The following is a 19,961-nucleotide window of genomic DNA, read 5'->3' as shown; positions in this document are numbered from 1 at the left end:
GCGCACCTCCTCATGCGTCGGGAAGATCAGAGCTCAGGAAAGGCGTATCGATGAGGGCGGGCGCACCCATAGCTGGAAGCTGCCGATTGATGAGGTGCTGATACTCCGCGCAGGAGGCGAACAGTTCGCTGTGGGTGCCCTGGCCGACGACCCGACCGTGAGCAAGGCACACAATGAGATCTGCATCTCGCACAGTACTCAACCGGTGGGCAACCAGGATCTGGGTGCAGTCGAGGTGGTGGAGATGCTCGAACACCCGGTTCTCGCTCCCCGAGTCGAGGTGGGAGGTGGCTTCATCAAGAACGAGGATTCGTGGTCGACGGATGACCGCGCGTGCGATCGCAAGTCGCTGCAACTGCCCGCCCGACAACCCGAGCCCGCCATCACCCAAAGGCGTCGCCAATCCCAAAGGCATGCACCGCACTTCGTCAGCCAGGGCAGCTGCCTCCAAGGCTTCCCACACCTCGCTGTCCGTAGCCCCCGGGGCAGAGATAGTCACATTGTGGCGCAAACTACCACTCATCATGCTCGGCGACTGTGTCACCACCCCGCATTGCTGGCGAAAATGGCGCAAATTCAGGTCCTTCAGCGCATGACCGTCCAGAGAAATAGAACCTCCCTCGGCTTGTAGAAGACCTGTTACGACCCGGGCGAGTGTCGATTTTCCGGAGCCACTGGCTCCCACAATGGCGATACGTGAGTGGGCAGGTATCTCGAGGTCGATTCCTTCGAGCGCCCAAGGGCTGCCTGTCCCGTACCGGAACGACACATTGCGCAAAGAGATCTGGCCGGAGAGGCTGTACTTGGGCGCGTCCTCTTGCACTTCCTCAATGGGCTCCTCGAGAACATCGCGGACACGATCAAGATGGACGCCCACGGTCTGCAAGGACTGAAGACTGTGACCCAAGGTACTGACCGGGGCGAGCGCAGCACCAGCAAGAGCACTGAGCGCCAGCATGTCACCCGCGGTGAGAGAGCCGTTCAGGACTATAACGGCACCGACCAAAGTGACCGCTGGAGGGAGCGCGATGCGCAACCCACCCAGGAGACTTTCGATCTGAACGTCGAGGCGGCGCCTCCTGACCGAGGCATGCAACTGCCGGTCGAACTGCTCGCCCCAGCGGGCGTAACTCTCCGATTCAGCCCCGCACGCTTTGACGGTTTCAATTCCGGAGATAGTTTCCAGCAGCGCCGACTGGGCTTCACTCATGCTGACCAACTCATCTTGAGCGAAACGTTTGGCCGCCGGAAGGGTGACGAGAATCAACAACACCTGCAGGACAGCAACCGCCACCAAGGTGAGGGCCAGGGGCACACTGGTCCGGGCGATGAGCGTGAAGTACACGACCACAAGGAGGCTGTCGATCGCTATCGCGAGCATTTGCCCGCTGAGCACGTCACGGACGAAGGATGTGCTGCCTGCCCGCACCAGAAGATCGCCGCCCCGTCGGGTCTGGAAGTACTTATAAGGCAAGGCGAGCAGGTGACTCATGAAGCGTCGCATCATCCTCAAGTCCATGACGGTCTGCAGCCACAACAAGAGTTCAGCCCGGGCCAAGAAGCACAGGATGTGACACAGACCGAACAAGGCGATCATGAGAGCCAAGAATCCGACCAACCCTACATCACCAGACGGGATGAATTGATCAACAAAGAATCGGGTCAAAAATGCGGGAATAATCGCTAGGAGCACCAACACGAGAGAAGCCACGAAGAGCAGCAGGAGGGGAGCAATCCGGTGAGGGATGTAGCCCGCGATGAAGGCACCAATCGCGAACCGCTCGCCACGCTGGCGGCGGAACTCCGGTCCTGGTCGCGCGCTCAGCGCGATACCCGCGTAGCTTTTCTCAAAGGTGACCCACGACATCGTGCGTCGGCCCAACCCCGGGTCAACCACGTGTACCTTGTCCCCCATGATCCTCTCTAGGACGACGTAGTGGGCATCCTCCCAGTGCAGGACAAGCGGAAGGGGTAGCTCGGTAAGCTTGGCGGCCGGGGCTCGATAAGCATGGGTATCCATGCCCGCCGAACGCGCCAAGGCAACCAACGTCCGCAGGCTCGCGCCGTCACGCCCAATGTCGACGGTGTCACGAAGCGCGCGCAACGTGGTGCGGCGCCCATGGTGTGCCAGGACCATCGCGAGGCAAGCCAACCCGCACTCGGTCGCCGTCTGTTGACGAATCACTGGAACTCTGCCCCTCATGAGAGTAGTCCTGTGATCAGAGGCTTCGGTGGGAACCTGACGAGGACGATGCTCTCACGCGGCACGGCCACCTGCCCGCAGAGATCAGTAGTGAGGCTGACCTGGGTGGGAACGTCGGTCGTGTCCTGTGGCCCCGGGGCGATGATCCCGGAAGCCACCGACCCGGTCGTCGTGATTTCGACCGTCGTTCCCGCGGGCGCCTGGTTGACTGTGGTGAACCGCAGGGTCGCGGTGCTGGCGTCACACGTTTCCAGGATGGCGGTGCCCACAGGGGTGTAGCTGACGAACGTCGCGACGGCGAGCAGGACACCCAAAGTTGCTCCCGCAAGCGTGAGGACGCCCCAACGATACAGGCCGATAGCGGTGAGTGAGGGCATGTCACCACCCGTTGGCAGGGGAAGGCTCCAAGGCCAGTACGTCCGGCAGCGCACCGCGTTCCGCAGCGTAGGCCAAGCCCCATCCGACCCCCGCCAAACCGGTCATGAGGCCTGGGGTGAACACACCACCGGGTACTCCACAGAGCCAGCGACCGTTTTCACCGGAGGCCAGGATGGCTCGCCATGCGTCGCCTTGAGTGTTCCATCCTTCGATTCTGCTCAACACGAGAAGGTTGCCAACGTCTCCGTGGCAGATTGAGTGGTTGCCGATCCCGGTGACCACGTCCCTGCCCCCGAGGCCAGTGTTTGCGAGGGCGGATGCCGCCAGCGACGCCTCCGTGCGTAGACGCTTCTGATCCAGCTGCCCGGCGCCGATGTTGCTCAGGAGCAGACGACCCAAGCCACCACCACCGGCTCCGTGGCACCACGCCCGCATCGGGCCACTGCGGTCCTGCGCCAGGTCACGCAGGTCAGCGGAGTCTCCGGACTGCGAATCGAAGTGCTTGGCTTCGTGTGACATCGCCCCTCGGACGAGATCCCACCACGACTCCTCTCCAGTGTTGCGGGCGTGGATGGCCAGAGCCAGCGCGATGCCCAAGGTTCCGTGCGAGAATCCGACCAAGGGTTCTCCCTGTGCCAAGTCGCTCGCCCACGACGCACGCTCGTGGTCCCACAATGCGAGTTCCTTCAGTCGGGTGGCGGCCGCGTGAGCCAATTCCTCGGCTGCGTTGCTGGGAGGTGAGGAATGCGCGAGCATTAATGCCCCGGCCGCTCCCGAGACGATGTCGGAGCAGCGTTCTTCCTTGACGAGCCGGGCCAAGGGGCTCAAAAGTGTGTTGGCGGCCGCCGACCAGTCGGGGCGGTCGAACAGGCCGGCTGCGTAGTTCAATGCGTAAATGGGCCCCCCGATCACGCCGAATGCACCGCAGTCGGTGCCGTTGATTCCGCCGTGGACGCCCTTCTCATCGGCCAGTTTGCGCATTTGTCGCGCCTGCCGGGCAACGAGGGTGAGCACACCGGTGGCGAATGTGGAGATCTCCTCGTCTCCGCTGACCTTGCCGATGGCAGCCAGCGCGAGAGCAATACCTGGGCTGCCGCTGTAGAGGTCCAGCGTCGCAGGGGAAAGCGTCCACCAGCGCTCATCCACCAGATTGAGGCCTATCCAGCCGACATCGGCACCTCGCCGCACTGCCTTGTCCATCAAGGTGTGTCCGATGCGGCATGCGGCGTCCGTGAGCGTGTCGGTCGGGTAACCCTCACCGGGGACAAGCGGGCTCTCCCAGCCAGGCCAGCGATCGTTCTCACCGTCAACCCGGGCTGCGATGAATGAATAGCGACACACCTCCGTCTGCTGCTCCAAGTCGGTCTCGTTCAACATCGTGAGACGTTGCCGTGCCGCTTCAACCGGGGCCTCACCGCCTTGGCCAATGAGCTTCCCGTCAGCACCGCGCAGGACTCCCGAACCAGCTTGAGTGACGAAGAAGGGGATATCTCCCTGAAGGAGATCTCTCATCTCGGCAGACATCATTCTCCTCCGGTTGGGATCACCTGGATGACCGTGCAGGAGCTTGCTCAGGAACATCGTGCGATCCAAACGGTCGCGCAGGAGCTCAGGGTGGTAGGATTTCAACAGCAGGCGTCCGTACAAGAAAGTTGGGCGTGCGATGAAACGGACGCTGCTCGAAGCCAAAAGCGGCAGCCAAACAGACAATGCTGCTTCCTTCTCGGCCGCGATCACCTGGTAGGCAGTGCGGAAACCCTCGGTGAATGGCTCGCCGCGCTCCACCAGATTGAAGGAGCTTCCATCCGCCGCAACGGGCGCGTTAGGTTGATCGGTCACAATGTGCCGCTGGGGCTCGATGTGCACTTCGTCCGTGCCGACGGCGACCAGGGTGGGGACCGACACAAGCCCCTCTTGGCCGCCATGCCCACCCATGGCGGAGACATCGACGACGTGTGACTGGTCGCCCTCGCGCATGAAAATGCGGTCCGGGAGGATCCCGATCTTGCGCACTGAGTCGGCGAGGAAGTCGTAGGCCACGTTGGTGAGGGTGTCCTCATCGCGGCTGGTATTGCCCTTGTGGAGCAGGGCTTCGAGGTCAATCAGAACCGGGTCGCTGCCTGATGCGGCCACGTTCTCGAAATGAAAGTCTGTCGCATGCAGGCAGTAGAGCAGGGCAGCAAACTTGCCCAGTCGATAGGAGAAGGCGTCTGCGCCGTCATCATCGGTGGTGATGCTGCTGTCCACGAACTCCACCCACGTGTGTGAGCCTTGACCCACGGGACGCAGCGCACGCAGAGGAAGGCGCGGGAGCCTCTCGTTCGTCCAGTCCACGATGGACGCGAATGCGGTGTCCAGATCCCCCGCGCGGGGCTTGTAGACGACGCGACCGGCGTCCGTGGTCACGATCGCGACGGTGCGGCCCTCGCAGTGCGAGTCGCCCGCGCCGAACTCCACGTCGGTGATCATCACAGTATCGGCACCGAGCAAATGGGCCAACTCAGCGCGATCGTCCCGGTAAGCTCGTAGGAAGTCGAGCCGCCGCTCCACCCAAAACATCAGACGGGTGGTGACGATGCGCGCCAACTCCACGTACTTGCTCAGCAACTCTTCGCGCACCTCCGGGTCGTGCAGGAGGTGGATAAAGCTCTCGTAGCGCTCCTCGGGAGTGTTACCAAAGAGTCGCCCCGCCGACTTCATCAGGTGGACCTCAAGGACCCCGGTGGGGGCAATGATTGGCGCAAGATCAGCTAACGGATGCTCCGAGAGTGTGGCATTCAGAGCCCCGCGAACGGCCTCGGCTGGCTCTGGCACCTCGTGCGTGAGCGCTTCCCCGCGCACCGCCAGTTCTTCCAGCGCGCCGTCAACCAACGGGCGCACCAGTTCAATCACGTCGAGCGGGGCTGATTTGGGCAGGTGCTGAGTGCGCTCACCCTGCTCCCAGAGTCGTTGGAAATGCAGATACCACTCGGGCGCAGGTCCTGTCTGCATGCGACGCGCCAAGGATGCGGGAGTTTCACCCAGAAGAGCGCGGAGACATGTGGAAGTGACCCCCAAAGGGGCGAGGACGGCGTCCACATCGTCCGCGCCACGGAGAGGAGGCAGTTGCATCCAGCGACTCCAGCGCTGTGCGCCGAGAGCGGCATCAATTTCGGTGGGTTCACCAAGGCGCTCCAAGAGGCCAGACGCAAGCCACCAAGGAAGACGGGGGACAGACATGCCAGATCGCTCCAGTTTGCTGTGGCGAGGGGTGGGGAAATCCTTGCGATCAGGACTTGGGCACCCAGATCCTGACGACCCGCGCGATTGCCACAAACAAAATCGCCACAACAGCCCCGATGGTGAGCGCCTTACTACCGAGGAAGACGTAGGACAAAACTCCGAACAGTGCGATCAGTATGAGTGCGACGGCAGTAGCTCTGTTGCTCATCAATGACTCCGATTCTGTGGGGGTGAAGATGGGGGAGGGCGCCGCCCTCCCCCATCAGGGGTTAGCGCTTGCAGCCCGGGTGGGAGCAGACAAGACCACAAACTGTCCAGCCCGAATACCACGGGACGCACCAGCAGCAGCCGAAAGTGCCGACCAAACCAGTGCCAGCCGCACCGCTGGTCTCATCGAGTTCGATGTCAGACAGTTCAGTAAGGTCGATGAGGCCAGAGGGATGGTCCACGCCGGCCAGCAGGCCTTCAGAGGAGTTCATGTTCACGTCGTCGTTGCGCATGCTCGCTCACTTCCTTCCCGAGTGTGGTTCAGCAACACCCTCGGGTGCCCATCTGGCACGAACCACACAGGGTTCCGTCAGGCGAGCACTTCGTGGCGGTGAGCGCGATGGTAGCGGTCGCGATGGCGCACCACCATGTGGTGCCACCGTGGGTCATGTCGAGATCCATGTCGTCCGTGTCCAACTCGACAATTCCTGCCGGATTGTGGAGCAGGATCGCCGAATCTGAGCTGTTCATCGTGGTCCTTCCTTTCAAGGAGTTCCTAAAGAGGTCTTTAGTGTGTCATCTGCACTGCGCCATTTGCTGATGCTGCTACTGCTCTGGTGGAGTAGTAGCCTTATGTAGCACCTGCACTTGACGACGCAGTGCCGGACTATGAACATGAGCGCGTGATATGCTGGTGGCACTTCCAATGCCAGCGACATGCCCGTCAACTGGCTCACTATGAACCTCTCCGCGAGATGCGAGCTGCATCTCTTGGGAGAGAAAATATCCACGTTGAGGCGTCGAGTCCAGTTAACTTTTGGTCAAACCTCAATTTTGTGATATGCATGTCGCGAGCAGGCTTTTGGCTAGGTCATATACAGAGATGTACCCGTAATGGTTCTGCCTGAAAGTTAGTGATGGAGGCTTGTTTGCGGGCAGTGTGTTGGCGACTGCTCCCCGCGGGATCCATATCACCCCCGTGTTTCGCCATCGTGTGGTCGCGCGCTTGCGCTGCAGTACAGGCCGTTCGGCTGTAAGGTTAGGCATGCCTGTCGGGAAGGGAAGGTCAGAGGAGTAGGCGATGGCGCGCCGTCTCACCGCCGGGCCACGCCACCCCCATCAACGGCACACCCCCAAAACGCAAACCCCCTGACGCGCGGCCCGGGCCGAAACCACTGCCCCACCCCTCCCGAGGTACGCGACGGATTCAGGTTTTGAGCAGCGCCGCGGTGAGGAAGTCGACTGAGCGTCGCACCTGGGCGGGAAGGTCCGCCATGGCGCTGCGACCGGTGGTGACCTTGACGATGTCCAGGTACAGCGCGGCGTAGATGGTGTGGGCGATGTCCTCGAGACCGGCCGACGGGTCTCGCGGTTTCGCCCGGTGGAGCAGCAACACCTGGAGAATGGCCTGCTCGACGCGCGAGACGCTGCTCGTGGCCTCCTCCCGGTGCTCGACGCTGCCGAACAGGGCCTCGCGTTCGTAGGCGAGCATGTTCTCGGGGTGGGTCATCGACTCCTCGACGAAAGGCCGCAGGATGGCGATGATCGACTCGGCCATCTCCCGTCCCTGCGCCGCCTCCGACAGACCGGCCTCGATGCCCTCGGCGAAGCGGCTGTTCATCACCGCGACGAGCAGCTCGGCCTTAGAACCGGCGTACCTGAACAGGGTGCCCACCCCCACCTCCGCGGCCTCCGCGATCTCCGCCGTGGTCACCGCCTCGTAGCCCTTCTCGGCGAAGAGTCTGGTGGCGGCTTCCAGGATGCGTTCCTGCTTGGCTGTCTTGTTGCGTTCGCGCAGCGAGGTTCCCGGTGCGGGCGCCGATTGCTGCATGGTCATCGTCATCACCTGGCTCGTCACGGGACGTCGTCGGAACTGCTCCCACGATACCATTTTGGAGCGCACTCCGAACGGAGTATGATCCGTTTCATGGATGCCGCAGAAGGTGCGGCGTCGGATGGATGAAAGCTGGGAGACATGACTCGCAGGGCCTACATGATCGGGGCGGGAATCGGGAACCTCGCCGCTGCCGTCTACCTGATCCGCGACGGCGGCTGGAGAGGCGACCAGATCACGATCCTGGGGCTTGAAACGCACGGCGCGAACGACGGCGCGGCCGTCAAGGAGTTCGAGGGCGAGTACGGGCACCACCCGCTGGGTAATTCCGAGGGTTTCCTCAACCGAGGCGGGAGGATGCTCAACGAGGAGACCTACGAGAACTTCTGGGACGTGATGGGCAGCGTGCCGTCGCTGGACCAGCCGGGCAAGTCCGTCACGCAGGAGATCCTCGACTTCGACCACGCGCACCCCACCAAGGACATCGGCAGGCTGATCGACTCCGAGGGGCTGCGGGTCTCGGGTCCGAAGGGCTACCGGCACATGCAGTTCACCAACAAACAACGCCTGCTGCTGACCAGGTTGATGATGCTGCCGGAGTCGCGCGAGAGCGAGCTCGACGACGTCTCGATCCGGGAATGGTTCGCCGAGACGCCGGATTTCTTCGAGACGAATTTCTGGTGGATGTGGCAGACCACGTTCGCCTTCAAGGACGTCTCCTCCGCGGCCGAGCTGCGCCGCTACATGAACCGGATGATCCTCGAGTTCTCCCGGATCAACACCCTGGAGGGGGTCACCCGTACGCCGTACAACCAGTACGAGTCGGTCATCCTGCCGCTGCGCGCCCACCTGCAGGGTCAGGGCGTCACCTTCATCACCAACCGCAAGGTCACCGAGTTCGTCTTCGCGGACACCCCACTGCGCGACGAGATCATCGTCACCGGCCTGAGGTACGAGGAGGTGGACAACGACGACGCCGAGGGCCTGATCGAGGTGGGACCACAGGATCTCGTGTTCGACACCAACGGTTCCATCACGGACTCGACCTCGATCGGGGACCTGGACACCGCGATCGTCGAGGACCACCGCTACGCACCGTCGGCCCTGCTGTGGAAACAGGCCGCGGGACGTTTCTACAACCTCGGCCACCCGGACAAGTTCTTCAACGACCGTTCGCAGTCGGAGTGGACGAGTTTCACCGTCACCACCTCCGATCACGGCCTCATCAACGAGATCTCCCGGCTGACCCGTCAGCTGCCCGGCAATGCGCTGAACACCTTCGTCGACTCCGGCCCGCTGATCTCCCTGGTGGTGCACCACCAGCCGCACTACCACGCCCAGACCCCCGAACAGGGAGTCTTCTGGGGGTATGCGCTCCATCCGCGCCGCCCGGGGGATTTCATCGACAAGCCGTTCATCGAGATGACGGGACGGGAGATGCTGCTGGAGACGATAGGGCACCTGGGTCGCATCGACACCACCGCGCATCCGATCACGGAGCGCGTCGACGAGTTGATGGCCACGGTGGTCAACGTGGTGCCCGCTCACATGCCCTACGCGTCGGCCCTGTTCAACCGGCGCACCACGCTGGACCGCCCGAAGGTGGTGCCCGACGGGTCGAAGAACCTGGCGTTCGTCAGCCAGTTCGCCGAGATGCCGTTCGACATGGTTTTCACCGAGCAGTACTCGGTGCGATGCGCGCAGGTGGCCGTGTACACGCTGCTGGGACTGGACAAACCGTTGACGAAGCTGCACCACTACGAACGGGACCCGCGCGTGCTCGCCAGGGCGACCAGGGTGATGTTCCGCTAGGGACTGCACCGACGGAGGTCGCCCCCCAGCCACCCTCCCCCGCGGATTCGCCTGCCTTCCGGTCATTCGCCTGCGCTGTAGCGCTGGCCCTTGCCGGCAAGGCAGGCATTCGCCCGCGAAGGCCACCAAACCGGGGTAAGGAAGAGGATGATGGAGCGGGCGACGGGAGTCGAACCCGCCTCTGAAGCTTGGGAAGCTTCCGTTCTACCGATGAACTACGCCCGCGCGTCGCTCAGGGACGGCCCCAGTCTAGCGGAGTTCCAGGCCCGCTTGGCAAGCCGGGATACCGCCGGGCACGGCGAAACCCCTATGCTTGCCGGCATGAACATCCTGGGCATTGACGTTGGCGGCTCCGGCATCAAGGGCGCCCCTGTCGACCTGACGCTCGGAGACTTCGCCGAGGCCCGGGTGCGCATCCCGACCCCCGCCAAGTCGAGTCCCAAGAACGTCGCGGCGGTGGTGGCGGAGATCGTCGAGAACTTCAAGGAGCAGATCCCCGCCGACTCCCGCATCGGTTTGACCGTCCCGGCCCCCGTCGTGCACGGGAGGGTGCCGTTCATGGCGAACCTCCACAAGTCGTGGGCGGGATTCGAGGCCTCCAGGTTCTTCGAGGATCACCTGGGGCGACCCGTCACCCTGGTCAACGACGCCGACGCCGCCGGGCTGGCGGAGGTCCACTATGGTGCGGCGAGGGGCAACGACGGCCTGGTGATCATGACCACCCTGGGCACCGGAATCGGCAGCGCCATCATCCATCGAGGGGTGCTGATACCGAACGCCGAGCTGGGACACGTGGAGCTCGACGGTTTCGACGCGGAGACCCGCGCCGCCTCGTCCATCAAGGAGAAGGAGAAGCTCAGCTACAAGGCGTGGGCCGTTCGCCTGCAGCGCTACTACAGCCACATCGAGATGCTGTTCTCCCCCGACCTGTTCGTCGTCGGCGGTGGGGTGTCGAAGGACTCGGAGAAGTTCCTGCCCCTGCTGCAGCTGCACACCCCCATCGTCCCGGCGAAGATGCGCAACCGGGCGGGAATCATCGGTGCCGCGCTCGCGGCCCAGGACGCCGACCTGCACCCGGACCCCTCCCAGGCCGGTTGAGCCAACACGTGAGCGTCCCTCCTCCGAAGCCGGTTGAGCCGGGCCGCGACGAAGGAGCGGCCCGAGTCGAAACCACCCCAAACCCGGCGGACAGACCCGTCCACAACTCCCCGGACACCCCCACCGCGGGTTTCGACACGACCGGCTCGCTGACGCTCGCAGGCCGGCTCAACCAGCTTCACTATTTACATCGTTCTGGGATTACTCAGGCGGCGACGAGACCGGCGAGGATGAGGGCGATGATGACCGCTCCCAGGATCACGCGGTAGACGAGGAAGCTCGTGAACTTGTTGGAGGAGACGAACTTCAGCAGCCAGGCGATGGTCGCGTAGGCGACGACTCCGGAGACCACGGTGGCGACGATCGTCGGCCCCCAGCCGATCGAGGCGTCGGCGATGTGTTTCCCTGCGGTGACGGCCTCCAGGCCGCCGGCGGCCACGAGAGCGGGGATGCCCAGGAAGAAGGACAACCGGGTGGCCGTCACCCGGTCGAAACGCAGGAACAGGCCCGCGGAGATGGTGGCACCCGAGCGGGAGATGCCCGGGAAGACCGGGGCAAGGGCCTGGAAGCAGCCGATGATCAGGGCGTCCTTGATGCTGACGTCCTGCATGCCCTTGGTGAGGTTCTGCTGACGGTCGGCCAGCCACATGGCCACGCTCCAGATGATGAGCGCCCCGGCGATGACCCACATGGAACGAACCGGGCCCTCGATGAAGTCCTTGAGCAACAGGCCGACCACGGCCACCGGGATCGAACCGAGGATCACGCCCCAGCCCAGTGTGTAGTCGGGGTCCTGCCTGGCCTCCTTGCTGGCCAGACCCTTGAACCACGCCACCACGATCCGGACGATGTCCTTCCAGAAGTAGATGATCGCGGCGAGGATGGCACCCACCTGGATCACCGCGGTGAAGGCCGTCATGCCTTCCGAGCTGATCTCGTAGCCGAGCAGCTTCTCGACGATGTTGAGGTGCCCCGTGGAGGAGATGGGAAGGAACTCCGTGATCCCTTCGACGATGCCGAGGATGACGGCGTGCAGCCAGTTCATGGGTCTCCTGATGGTTCTAGCGAACAGCGGCAGGGCCGAGGGTATCACCCGGGATGACCGGGCAGGAACGGCGCCAACATCACGAGAAGGAGGCAGTCCGGCCCTTGGCGCGACAGCAGCGCCCCCGAGCGTCCGGCGGCTCCATGACGGGTCGTTCGGCGTTAACCGCGTGTTATGCCGAACGAGGTTGACACCTGTCGTCCTTTTGGCTGACGTCGCGGCTCGGAATGGGGTGTTATTGCTTGTCAGGGGCTTTTGGGGTGGATTGGTGGAATGTGGTTTGTGCTTGACGTTTCAAGGGTGGCTGTGGGGTGGAGGTGTGGTGGGTGAGGGTATGGGGACCTTGTTTGTTTTGTGTGTAAGGAAAGGGGTGTTGTGCGGTGAAATTCGCGATGGAGAGTGACACGTTGGTGGTGCTGGGGCAGCGGTCGCAGACGGAGTCGGAGGATTTGGGGGTGTTGGTGAGGCGGTTGTATGAGGCCGCTGAGCCGTTGTCGGGTCAGGTGAACGGTCCGGCGAGGGCTGCGTTTAACAAGTTCAAGGTGAGTGTGGACGAGATTTCTGCGTCGTTGAATTCTGCATTGGCCGGGATTGTGGGGTCGATTTTAGGGCAGAACAGGGCGTTCGTGACGGCGGCCGAGGATGGTGCGTCGGTGCATGAGTCGGCGGAGGGGGCAGCCGATTTCAGTTCTGCGGGGTTTTTGTCGCGCATCGGTCCGCAGTAGTTTTTGTTGTGATGTTTTGGGGGGTTGTTGTTTTCTGTTCTTTTGTTGGGAGTGTGTGATGTCGGGCAATCAGATGGATCGTAATGATTACAGTGTGGGTGCGTCTCAGGCTGTGCAGGGGAATTTCGAGGTGGTTGCCTCGGAGTTGGAGGCTGCGTTGGATCGTCGGGATGCTGATGTGAAGCAGGCGATGAGTGCGTATCAGGCTGACGGGGTCTCTGATGAGTATGCGCATCTGGAGCAGCGGTGGAACATGGCGGGGCGTCAGGTGCGTGAGGTGATTGTGCGATTCGCCAGTCGTTGGCGGAGAACGATGACGTCGCGGCACGGGCCCTGTCGACCGCACGCTCGGCCGTCCCCGAATGACGAAGGTCGCGTTTTCTCCCTTCGCCGATGAGTGGGGCCAGGATTACCGGGCCTTGCTGTGCTCGAGTGAACGGATCACGCTCACGGCGGTGGTTCGCGGATTCATCCGGGATGCTCGCGAGGATCGGGTCAAACCGATCCTGGGCACTTCCACGGCAGCTCATCTGGGATGGTTCGTTGCCGACGAGCTGCGGTTCTCCGGCGGGTTGTGGGTCGTCCGGGGCGAGGACGGCGCCATCTACGACGGCCGGTCCGGGTATCGCCTCCAACGGCTTCAGGACCTGTGGGAGAAGCCGCTGGAGGGTCGGGAGAAGCTGTGGTCCTTCCGGGAGCTGGCCCCCAACGCCCGGGGGGCTTTCTTCTTCGATGTGTTCACGCGGGAGCGGGCCCAGGAAAGAACCCGGTGCGGAGCGGTGGCCGAGCACATGGTTGCGGGTCTTGGCGGCGGCAGGTTGGTGCGGTGGGGCGAGTGCGAACCACTGGCCAACGTGTGGAACAGGGATGACGTCACCTGGTCGTTGCGGATGCAGATGCCTGTATCGCAACGTCATCTGGCCCGCGGTGAGAACGGGGAACCGGTGAGCATCCAGGTCTCCCGGACCAGAACGGGGCTGTTGGAGCACACCCGAGGGTTGGTGCCAACCGGTGAGTACGGGAAACCGGAGGGTCTCCCGGAGGGGGCGCCGTTGGCGATGCACCCGGCGATCACCGAAACCCTCCAGGGCCTGGTGAAGGGGTTCCGTCCGAATCTGGCGATGGTCTCGTACAGCGAAGTGGTCGATCTGGACGGTTCGCTGGGGCAGATTGCCTCCAGAAGAAGAATGGACGTGCCGTTGGCGGTGTTGATCGGGGCGCCGGCGGTGCGGGATTTGCAGATCGACGTGGCGGCCCTGTCGGCACATCATGACGTGACGCCGCTGGGTTTGAGGCGGGCGCCGAGTTTGTTGGTGAGGTTCAGCGGTAGGGACGAGTTGTGGCATCAGCTGGTCGGGTTCGCTCACGACCTCGATCAGGAACGCCTGGCGGCTGCGTTGGCGGTCGAGTTCGATGACGCAGCGTCCGGGAGAGAAACGAAAGGATGAACCGGTGGCCACGGAGTTGGTGTTGCTCAGTGATGTTCCCCTCACCGAGGAGGTGCACCATCGCGCGTACAAGCGGCTGGGGATGACGGGGCAAATGCTCGAATGGCTCGACGGTCAGGTATCGACCCTGCACGACGAGACCGGGCAGCATGTTTTGACGGTGCATGCCCCCATGGTGATCCATGATGCCCGGGAGGCAGCGGCCGCGCTGATGGATCCACCGGAGGCATTCGGGCTGTGGAGCGAGATCATGGTGCCTTTTGACAACACGGAGAAAGGCCGCTCGGTGGCTGAAGCGATCGCCACCGAGATCGGCGGTTTGATACGAGAAAGGATATGACTCTTGACGAGTTGGAGAATTGATCCTGCTGGCGTGGAAGGGATCCTGACGAGCGTGGGGGCCGAGCAGGAGGGTTTGGTTGCGGTGCTGGGCGAGGGGGAGTTCGAGGCGATTTTCACCGGGATCAGTGAGGCCGGCGGTCTGATTGCGGAAGTACCGAAGGCGTTGCAGGCGTTGATGGAGAATCAGAAATCGAATTTGCAGGCGGTCACGAACCGGGTCGCTGCCGGCACGAACGGGGTGGCGAACTCGGTTGCCGCCTACAACCGTGGGCAGGAGGCGATGGCCGGTGAGTTCCAGCAGCAGATGGTGTTGTCGGCATCGAGTGGTGATTTCTCGTTCTTCGAAACCCACGGTTACAAGGGCGACCAGTAGATTCTTGGACAAGGAAAGGGTGGTGTGTGATGGGTGAGCAGCCGCAGTCGGGGGATGGGTTGGTGTTGCCGGAGGCGTTTCCGTGTAAGAGCGAGAGTATTGATGCCGAGAATGTGAGGGCGGCGTCTGGGAAGTTGAGGTTGATGGGGCAGGTGATTGATTCCCGGATGGATACGATTGTGGGGTTGTGGAATGGTTTACCGGGGGTGTATGTGGCTCCGGAGGCGGAGCTGGCGTATGGGTTGATGGCTCCGGCCGCGTCGGCGTCGGAGACGATCAAAACGAAGTTTGAGAAGGCTTCTGGGGCGTTGGATGATTTCGCGGATGCGGTAGAGCCGGTGAAGACGGAGCTTGCGGGTTTGGAGGAGGAGGCTGCCGCGTTTCGTACTGCCACGATATCGGAGTATGGGGATAGGTGGCGGGATCATCAGGAGGTGGTGGATCGTAACAACGAGTTGTTGGGGCGGTATGCGAAGGTGGTGGAGACTCTCACCACGGCGGCTGCGGCGTGCGCGAACATGATTAATGGGTTGTTGGATGGGGTGTGTGTTCCGGGGGGGGAGGGAATCTCGGCGGATGCGATCATGCAGTCGGGGGAGGTCATGCCGTGGGGTGGTGCGGTGGAGAAGAATCGTAACTGTGGCGAGTCGGTGGTGCATGGGGCGGGAAACTTTGTTCAGGGCACGTGGGATGGTCTCAAGGCCATGGTCGGGGTCGGTGCGGATGGGTCGTGGTCGTGGGACAATTTTGCGAACACGTGGGTGGGGATGGCTGATTTCATCGGGTCGACGGTTTTGTTGGCCTCTCCGACGTTGAGTGGGGCGATCAAGTTCTTCGGTAACGATGATGTGGATGCTTGGGTGGATGCCCGGCATGAGGTTGCCACGACCGCGTGGACCGGCATGATCGGTTTCGATTACGCGGCCCACAAGGCTGGTCAGGACGGCTGGCACAAGTGGAAGAAGGACGGGATCGCGACTCTGACCGAGTCGGCGTTGAACATCGGTTCGAATTTCATTCCTGGTGCTGGGGCTGGTGGTGCGGCACTGAAAACGGCTGCTACGGCTGGTAGGGCCGGTGGTGTGGTGGTCAAGGCGGTGAATCTTTCCACGAAGGTAGCTGATTTCGCGGTGTCCGGGGGTGGCTGGCTGGTCAAGGGTGCGGTCAAGGTTGTTGATTTCAGCGCGGACGTGCTCAAGAAGGTTGATCTTCATCCCGGGTCGGGCAGGAGTCCGCTATCGGTGAGTGACACCCCGACCGCGGCCAAGTCCGGTCCTTTGTCCCGCTCCGTTCCTGATACTCCGTCGTCCGGGGTGCGTGCCGGTGGCGGGGGCTCGTCGTCGGGCAGGCCGCTGGCAGGTCCTGATTTCGAGGCGCCGACCAACCCGGGTGGGCCGAAACTCACGTCGAACCCGGTGGATTCTCCCGGTACAACACCAGCATCGCATCACGGCGCCGGCGGGGCAGGAGCATCACATGGCAGCAGTGGGTCGGCGAGTGCTCATCTTGGAACCAACAACACCACTCCGCACACCGGCACCGGCGGGGCCGGACACGGGGGTGGTGGATCATCGCATGGCGGATCGTCGGGGCATCATGGTGGCGCGCCGGCCCGTCATGGTGGCGCGCCGGGTCATGTGCCGGAACCGGAGGCTCCATCGCGGCCGAGGCGTTCCCCGGATGAGAACAACACACCGAACGACCCGGCTCCCGAAACACGGCACCGCGGTGGCGAACCGGGAAGTGATGTCCCCGAGGCTCCCCGGAAGAAACCGGACACCGACCTTGCGGAGTCGCCCGAGCAGCACCCCACCGGCGACAGGACACGCCCACAGGGGCGTGGGGACGATGTCGAGCACCCCCGCAGCGATACCGGTGATCCTGCCAAACCCAGAACCGACACCACACCCGACAACCACCCGGCCCGGGACAAGCACCCCGACATGGACAACCAGCCGGGCCGGGACAAACACCCCGACATGGATGAACAGCCGGGCCGGGACAAGCACCCCGACATGGATGAGCAGCCGGGCCGGGGCAAGCATCCCGATCTGGATGAGCAGCCGGGCCGGGGTGAGCATCCTGACGTGGATGAAAACCCTGCCCGGGGTGAGCATCCTGGTGACGGGCATGGTGATGGTGTGGATGGTCATGGTCGTCCGGGTGAGGATTCTGGTTCTGGTTCTGGTGGTGGGTCGGATCACGGGGGATCGGGTTCAGGGAGCGATCCGATAGATGATCTTCCCCGCTATGACGAGAACGGGAACCCGCTCTACGACGACCACGGCGATCCGGTGGAGGTTGATCGTGGTGATGGCAGGAAACACTACGCCTCCGACCCGGAGGGGACTTTCAGGAGCCAGGACAACAAACTACGAAACTCCGACAATGGCCAGTTCGCGGAGGATCCGTATGCTCACCGCCCCAAGGGCATCAAGTACTATGCCCAGAAGATCCTGCTGGGCGATCACGACTGGAACAATCCCGCGCTGGCCGAACGCACCAGGGCCGACACACGCCTCTGGGACGAGGCCCGCACCAGGGCACGCACGGATCGTCGCGCGGCCACTCAGGCGATCAATGACATCGACACCCTGAAAACAAGGGACGGCAAGAAACTACAACTCGACACCACCGACAAATCCTACACAAAACTCGCAAAAGAAATTGACAAAATCAAGCATAAATTGGATCCTGAATCGCAGGCGAAAGCAGACCAGATCAAGAATAGTCTCGAGACCGCTTCGGATTCCGCGTCTGATCTGCGGAAGGTCTCGGAGTGGGCCGGGGATCGTGCAGGGCATCACCACACCCTCGACGGGGCTGATGTGGGGCGCAAACCCTTGCTGGGTGAACCCGCCAACACCCCAGATGGGGCGTCACCCACTGGTGCAGGGAAGGGAGATCGGTTCAGCACCGAGGGTGATTCCCGGTTGGTGTTCGGGGAGAACAGTTGGTGTTCGGGGAGAACAAGGGCGGCGACAGCCCCGGACTCGGCAGCAGAGAAACCGCCGCAGGCCCCAGAGCACAACAGGGAACCGCGGAGTACATGATGGACCTGCTGGCCGGGAAACACCAAGACCCAAGACTCCTCAAGGCCCTGACTGCCTTGGAGCACTCACCAGAACACGCCGGTTTCTTCCAGAAACTGAAAATCGAGGGCGTCGAGGTCGTCTACGAAATGGTGAACGCCCGAACCGACGGCACCGTCAGAGCGGGACAGTTTGACCTCGGTGGTAAAGTCATCCTCAAACTCAAGAACGGACAACTCATCACCGAATTCATCAAGAAAGAAACATAATGCCAAAACCCACTCCGCAGGATTTCATCACCTGGACCAACACACTCGTACAGTTCCCGTGGCCCATCCAACTCAACGACTTCCCCCCCCTACGCCAAACAACTCGGCTGGACACCCACCCCACTACCAGACGAATTCAGCGTATGTGATGACAGCGATGTGGATGATATGACACTTGGCACCATCAGCTCCGAGGAGATATGCGACCTTTCCCATGTCATGGCGAGAAACGAGACCGAGGACGCTGACGGCGCTGCGAAACTAAATGACGTTTTCGTGTCCTACGTGGCGGCCCTGAAAAAGGAGTGGGGGGACCCTTTCCTGCTCGAAGCAGGAAAGGAACCAGCCGCGTCTTGGCGGCTCCCCGGGGACACGTTCGTTCAAGTGACAGGAGGGTTTACGGCTATTCTGTTCCAGTTCATCACGCCTCAGGGATGGTGGTATTTCGCCTAAGCAGTAAGTAAGTCCTAAAACTAACGGTCTTTAGAGACACTGTGGACGACCTTAGACTACCCAATTCATCAAAATGATTAAGCAATATGGCGCGTCACATTTGACCTCAAAAGTTGTTTTTATTTTGATGCAATCTACATGTAAAGGAGTTTCACGAACATGACATGGGATGATTTTGAAAAGAAACTGTTTTCAACGATCATGACGTTTCCATCACACACCATTTTGATTGTTGGCGCCCCGGACCAGAACGGGAAAACGGGAACACCGTTCGTACAGTTCGGTGGAATCTACGCCTTCGGCAAAAACACCACCATGACCGCCGAGTTGTCCTTGTTGAATGCCGGGAACCAGCGGGTCGTCTTCACCGAAGGGCAGCAGGCGGAGTTCCGGGAGTTGGGGTTCGCTCCTGATGAGGACGGTTTCACGTGGAAACAAGAGCTTCCCTGGCCCACACCCAGCGCTACTATCTGGAATGTTGTTCGGGCATGTGTCACCCGGCTCCGCGACAGTGGCGGTGTTGACTCCCCGGAACAGCTCGTCTACAAAGCGTGGAGCTACCCCGACTACCGCGACGAAATCCCCGAAGAAGAACGCAGCGTCGGAACCGACGACCTCACCCTCCCCAACCTCGGCCTCCAACGAGAGCAGGTGTAGACCCAACCCCCAATCAAACAAACCACAAACCCGTCAAAGTCTGTCCGCAGAGCCGCCCACCAAAAATGTCAAGGGCGGCTCCACGAACAGACCTTTTCACCATCCACCCAAACCACTCCATCCCGGGCGGTAAAATCATACACAAATTCAAGGACGGACAACTCGTCACCGAATTCCTCAGGAAAAAACAACCATGAGGCTTATTCACAGGGGGCAACGGCCAGCGCAATGCTCTGGTGGTCGCGCCCTGAGAATTGCGGCCAACTCTGGTGGTTTCGACACGGACTGCTCCTCCGTCGCGGTCCGGCTCAACCAGCTTCGAAGCGGCTGTGAATAAGCCTCCATGGAGGGATTTCATCGCATGGAGCCATGAACTCACCCAAATCCCATGGCCCCTCAAAATCAACGACTTCGGCCCCTACGCGGAGAAACTGGGATGGGCACCCACCCAACTACCGGACTAATTCAAAATATGTGACGACAACGGTACGAGGAATGTGATCCTCGGCGACACCAGAGAAGGGGATGTGTATGCCCTTTTTCTTCCCACGGCAGTGAATGAGACCGAGGATGATGAAGGTGTCGCCGAACTGAACGATCACTTCATCTCCTGCATGGCCACCGGGAAGGAGACCTGGGGAGATCCATTCCTGCTGAAAGCCGGCGATGGCCCAACCGTCACGTGGATGTTCCCCGAACGCGGATTCGCTCAGCTGACGTGGGGCTTCTACAGCCTCGGATTCCGCTTCATCACCCCACAAGGACGAGGGGAATTCATGTAGAAAAACCACACACGGGCCACAAGGCAGTGGAGGCTCCAACCAAGCAACACCAACCCCTACCAACAAGTGAAAACCAAGACT

At 61.9% G+C, this 19,961-nt stretch carries 18 protein-coding genes and 1 tRNA gene; 11 read left to right on the top strand and 8 right to left on the bottom strand.

From position 1 onward, the window contains the following. Positions 1 to 10: 10 nt before the first annotated feature. The 6 genes from E0E39_RS01510 to E0E39_RS01485 form a co-directional block, all read right to left on the bottom strand. Entirely contained in the window at positions 11 to 2,185 is a 2,175-nt protein-coding gene (locus E0E39_RS01510; protein ID WP_165444593.1) for a peptidase domain-containing ABC transporter, read from the bottom strand. Positions 2,186 to 2,199: 14 nt separating this feature from the next. Then, a complete protein-coding gene (locus tag E0E39_RS01505) occupies positions 2,200 to 2,580 on the bottom strand; it encodes a hypothetical protein (RefSeq protein ID WP_130873168.1) in 381 nt (126 codons plus the stop codon). 1 nt (position 2,581) lies between these two features. Further along, positions 2,582 to 5,572 (bottom strand): type 2 lanthipeptide synthetase LanM, encoded by a 2,991-nt coding sequence (gene lanM / locus E0E39_RS01500; protein WP_165444592.1) that lies wholly within the window; start codon positions 5,570 to 5,572, stop codon positions 2,582 to 2,584. 500 nt (positions 5,573 to 6,072) lie between these two features. After that, the gene (locus E0E39_RS01495; RefSeq protein ID WP_130873166.1) at positions 6,073 to 6,303 is read right to left on the bottom strand and encodes a hypothetical protein; all 231 of its coding nucleotides are present in this window, start codon (positions 6,301 to 6,303) and stop codon (positions 6,073 to 6,075) included. Between the two features lie 28 nt (positions 6,304 to 6,331). Beyond that, the gene (locus E0E39_RS01490) at positions 6,332 to 6,541 is read right to left on the bottom strand and encodes a mersacidin/lichenicidin family type 2 lantibiotic (RefSeq protein WP_130873165.1); all 210 of its coding nucleotides are present in this window, start codon (positions 6,539 to 6,541) and stop codon (positions 6,332 to 6,334) included. 676 nt (positions 6,542 to 7,217) lie between these two features. Beyond that, positions 7,218 to 7,847 (bottom strand): TetR/AcrR family transcriptional regulator, encoded by a 630-nt coding sequence (locus tag E0E39_RS01485; RefSeq protein ID WP_165444591.1) that lies wholly within the window; start codon positions 7,845 to 7,847, stop codon positions 7,218 to 7,220. A gap of 138 nt (positions 7,848 to 7,985) precedes the next feature. On the opposite strand from E0E39_RS01485, the gene E0E39_RS01480 reads away from it, so the two are divergent. Continuing rightward, positions 7,986 to 9,656, top strand: coding sequence for an oleate hydratase (locus E0E39_RS01480; RefSeq protein WP_130873163.1), 1,671 nt, complete (start codon positions 7,986 to 7,988; stop codon positions 9,654 to 9,656). Between the two features lie 151 nt (positions 9,657 to 9,807). Here the strand turns inward: E0E39_RS01480 and E0E39_RS01475 are convergent. Further along, positions 9,808 to 9,881, bottom strand: a tRNA-Gly gene (locus tag E0E39_RS01475). 96 nt (positions 9,882 to 9,977) lie between these two features. Between E0E39_RS01475 and ppgK the strand changes: the two genes are divergently transcribed. Further along, positions 9,978 to 10,754, top strand: a complete 777-nt coding sequence (ppgK, locus tag E0E39_RS01470; protein WP_130873162.1) for a polyphosphate--glucose phosphotransferase — start codon at positions 9,978 to 9,980, stop codon at positions 10,752 to 10,754. A gap of 205 nt (positions 10,755 to 10,959) precedes the next feature. Here ppgK and E0E39_RS01465 read toward each other — a convergent pair whose 3' ends face one another. Continuing rightward, the gene (locus E0E39_RS01465; RefSeq protein ID WP_130873161.1) at positions 10,960 to 11,799 is read right to left on the bottom strand and encodes an undecaprenyl-diphosphate phosphatase; all 840 of its coding nucleotides are present in this window, start codon (positions 11,797 to 11,799) and stop codon (positions 10,960 to 10,962) included. A 380-nt stretch (positions 11,800 to 12,179) separates the two neighbouring features. On the opposite strand from E0E39_RS01465, the gene E0E39_RS01460 reads away from it, so the two are divergent. The 9 genes from E0E39_RS01460 (at position 12,180) to E0E39_RS01415 (ending at position 19,880) form a co-directional block, all read left to right on the top strand. Then, positions 12,180 to 12,524 carry a hypothetical protein gene (locus tag E0E39_RS01460; protein ID WP_130873160.1) on the top strand — a complete coding sequence of 115 codons (345 nt, stop codon included), beginning with the start codon at positions 12,180 to 12,182 and terminating at the stop codon, positions 12,522 to 12,524. A gap of 362 nt (positions 12,525 to 12,886) precedes the next feature. Next, complete coding sequence (locus E0E39_RS01450) at positions 12,887 to 13,972, top strand: DUF6177 family protein (RefSeq protein WP_130873159.1); 1,086 nt, start codon at positions 12,887 to 12,889, stop codon at positions 13,970 to 13,972. A 4-nt stretch (positions 13,973 to 13,976) separates the two neighbouring features. Continuing rightward, complete coding sequence (locus E0E39_RS01445) at positions 13,977 to 14,312, top strand: hypothetical protein (protein WP_130873158.1); 336 nt, start codon at positions 13,977 to 13,979, stop codon at positions 14,310 to 14,312. Between the two features lie 3 nt (positions 14,313 to 14,315). After that, positions 14,316 to 14,687 carry a DUF6507 family protein gene (locus E0E39_RS01440; RefSeq protein WP_281275560.1) on the top strand — a complete coding sequence of 124 codons (372 nt, stop codon included), beginning with the start codon at positions 14,316 to 14,318 and terminating at the stop codon, positions 14,685 to 14,687. A 434-nt stretch (positions 14,688 to 15,121) separates the two neighbouring features. Further along, the gene (locus E0E39_RS01435) at positions 15,122 to 17,740 is read left to right on the top strand and encodes a hypothetical protein (protein ID WP_130873156.1); all 2,619 of its coding nucleotides are present in this window, start codon (positions 15,122 to 15,124) and stop codon (positions 17,738 to 17,740) included. Next, a complete protein-coding gene (locus E0E39_RS01430) occupies positions 17,737 to 17,988 on the top strand; it encodes a hypothetical protein (RefSeq protein WP_130873155.1) in 252 nt (83 codons plus the stop codon). The genes E0E39_RS01435 and E0E39_RS01430 overlap by 4 nt, the downstream gene beginning before the upstream one ends. A 21-nt stretch (positions 17,989 to 18,009) precedes the next feature. Further along, on the top strand, positions 18,010 to 18,441 hold the full coding sequence (locus tag E0E39_RS01425) for a DUF6301 family protein (protein ID WP_245988393.1): 432 nt from the start codon (positions 18,010 to 18,012) through the stop codon (positions 18,439 to 18,441). A gap of 159 nt (positions 18,442 to 18,600) precedes the next feature. Next, complete coding sequence (locus tag E0E39_RS01420) at positions 18,601 to 19,098, top strand: TY-Chap domain-containing protein (RefSeq protein WP_207302378.1); 498 nt, start codon at positions 18,601 to 18,603, stop codon at positions 19,096 to 19,098. A 497-nt stretch (positions 19,099 to 19,595) separates the two neighbouring features. Further along, positions 19,596 to 19,880, top strand: a complete 285-nt coding sequence (locus E0E39_RS01415; RefSeq protein ID WP_130873152.1) for a DUF6301 family protein — start codon at positions 19,596 to 19,598, stop codon at positions 19,878 to 19,880. Positions 19,881 to 19,961 lie beyond the last annotated feature (81 nt).

The sequence above is a fragment of the [Pseudopropionibacterium] massiliense genome (assembly GCF_900607225.1).
GTDB lineage: Bacteria > Actinomycetota > Actinomycetes > Propionibacteriales > Propionibacteriaceae > Arachnia > Arachnia massiliensis.
Note: the sequence above shows the minus strand (reverse complement) of the source record. Positions and strands in the feature narration are given on the sequence as shown.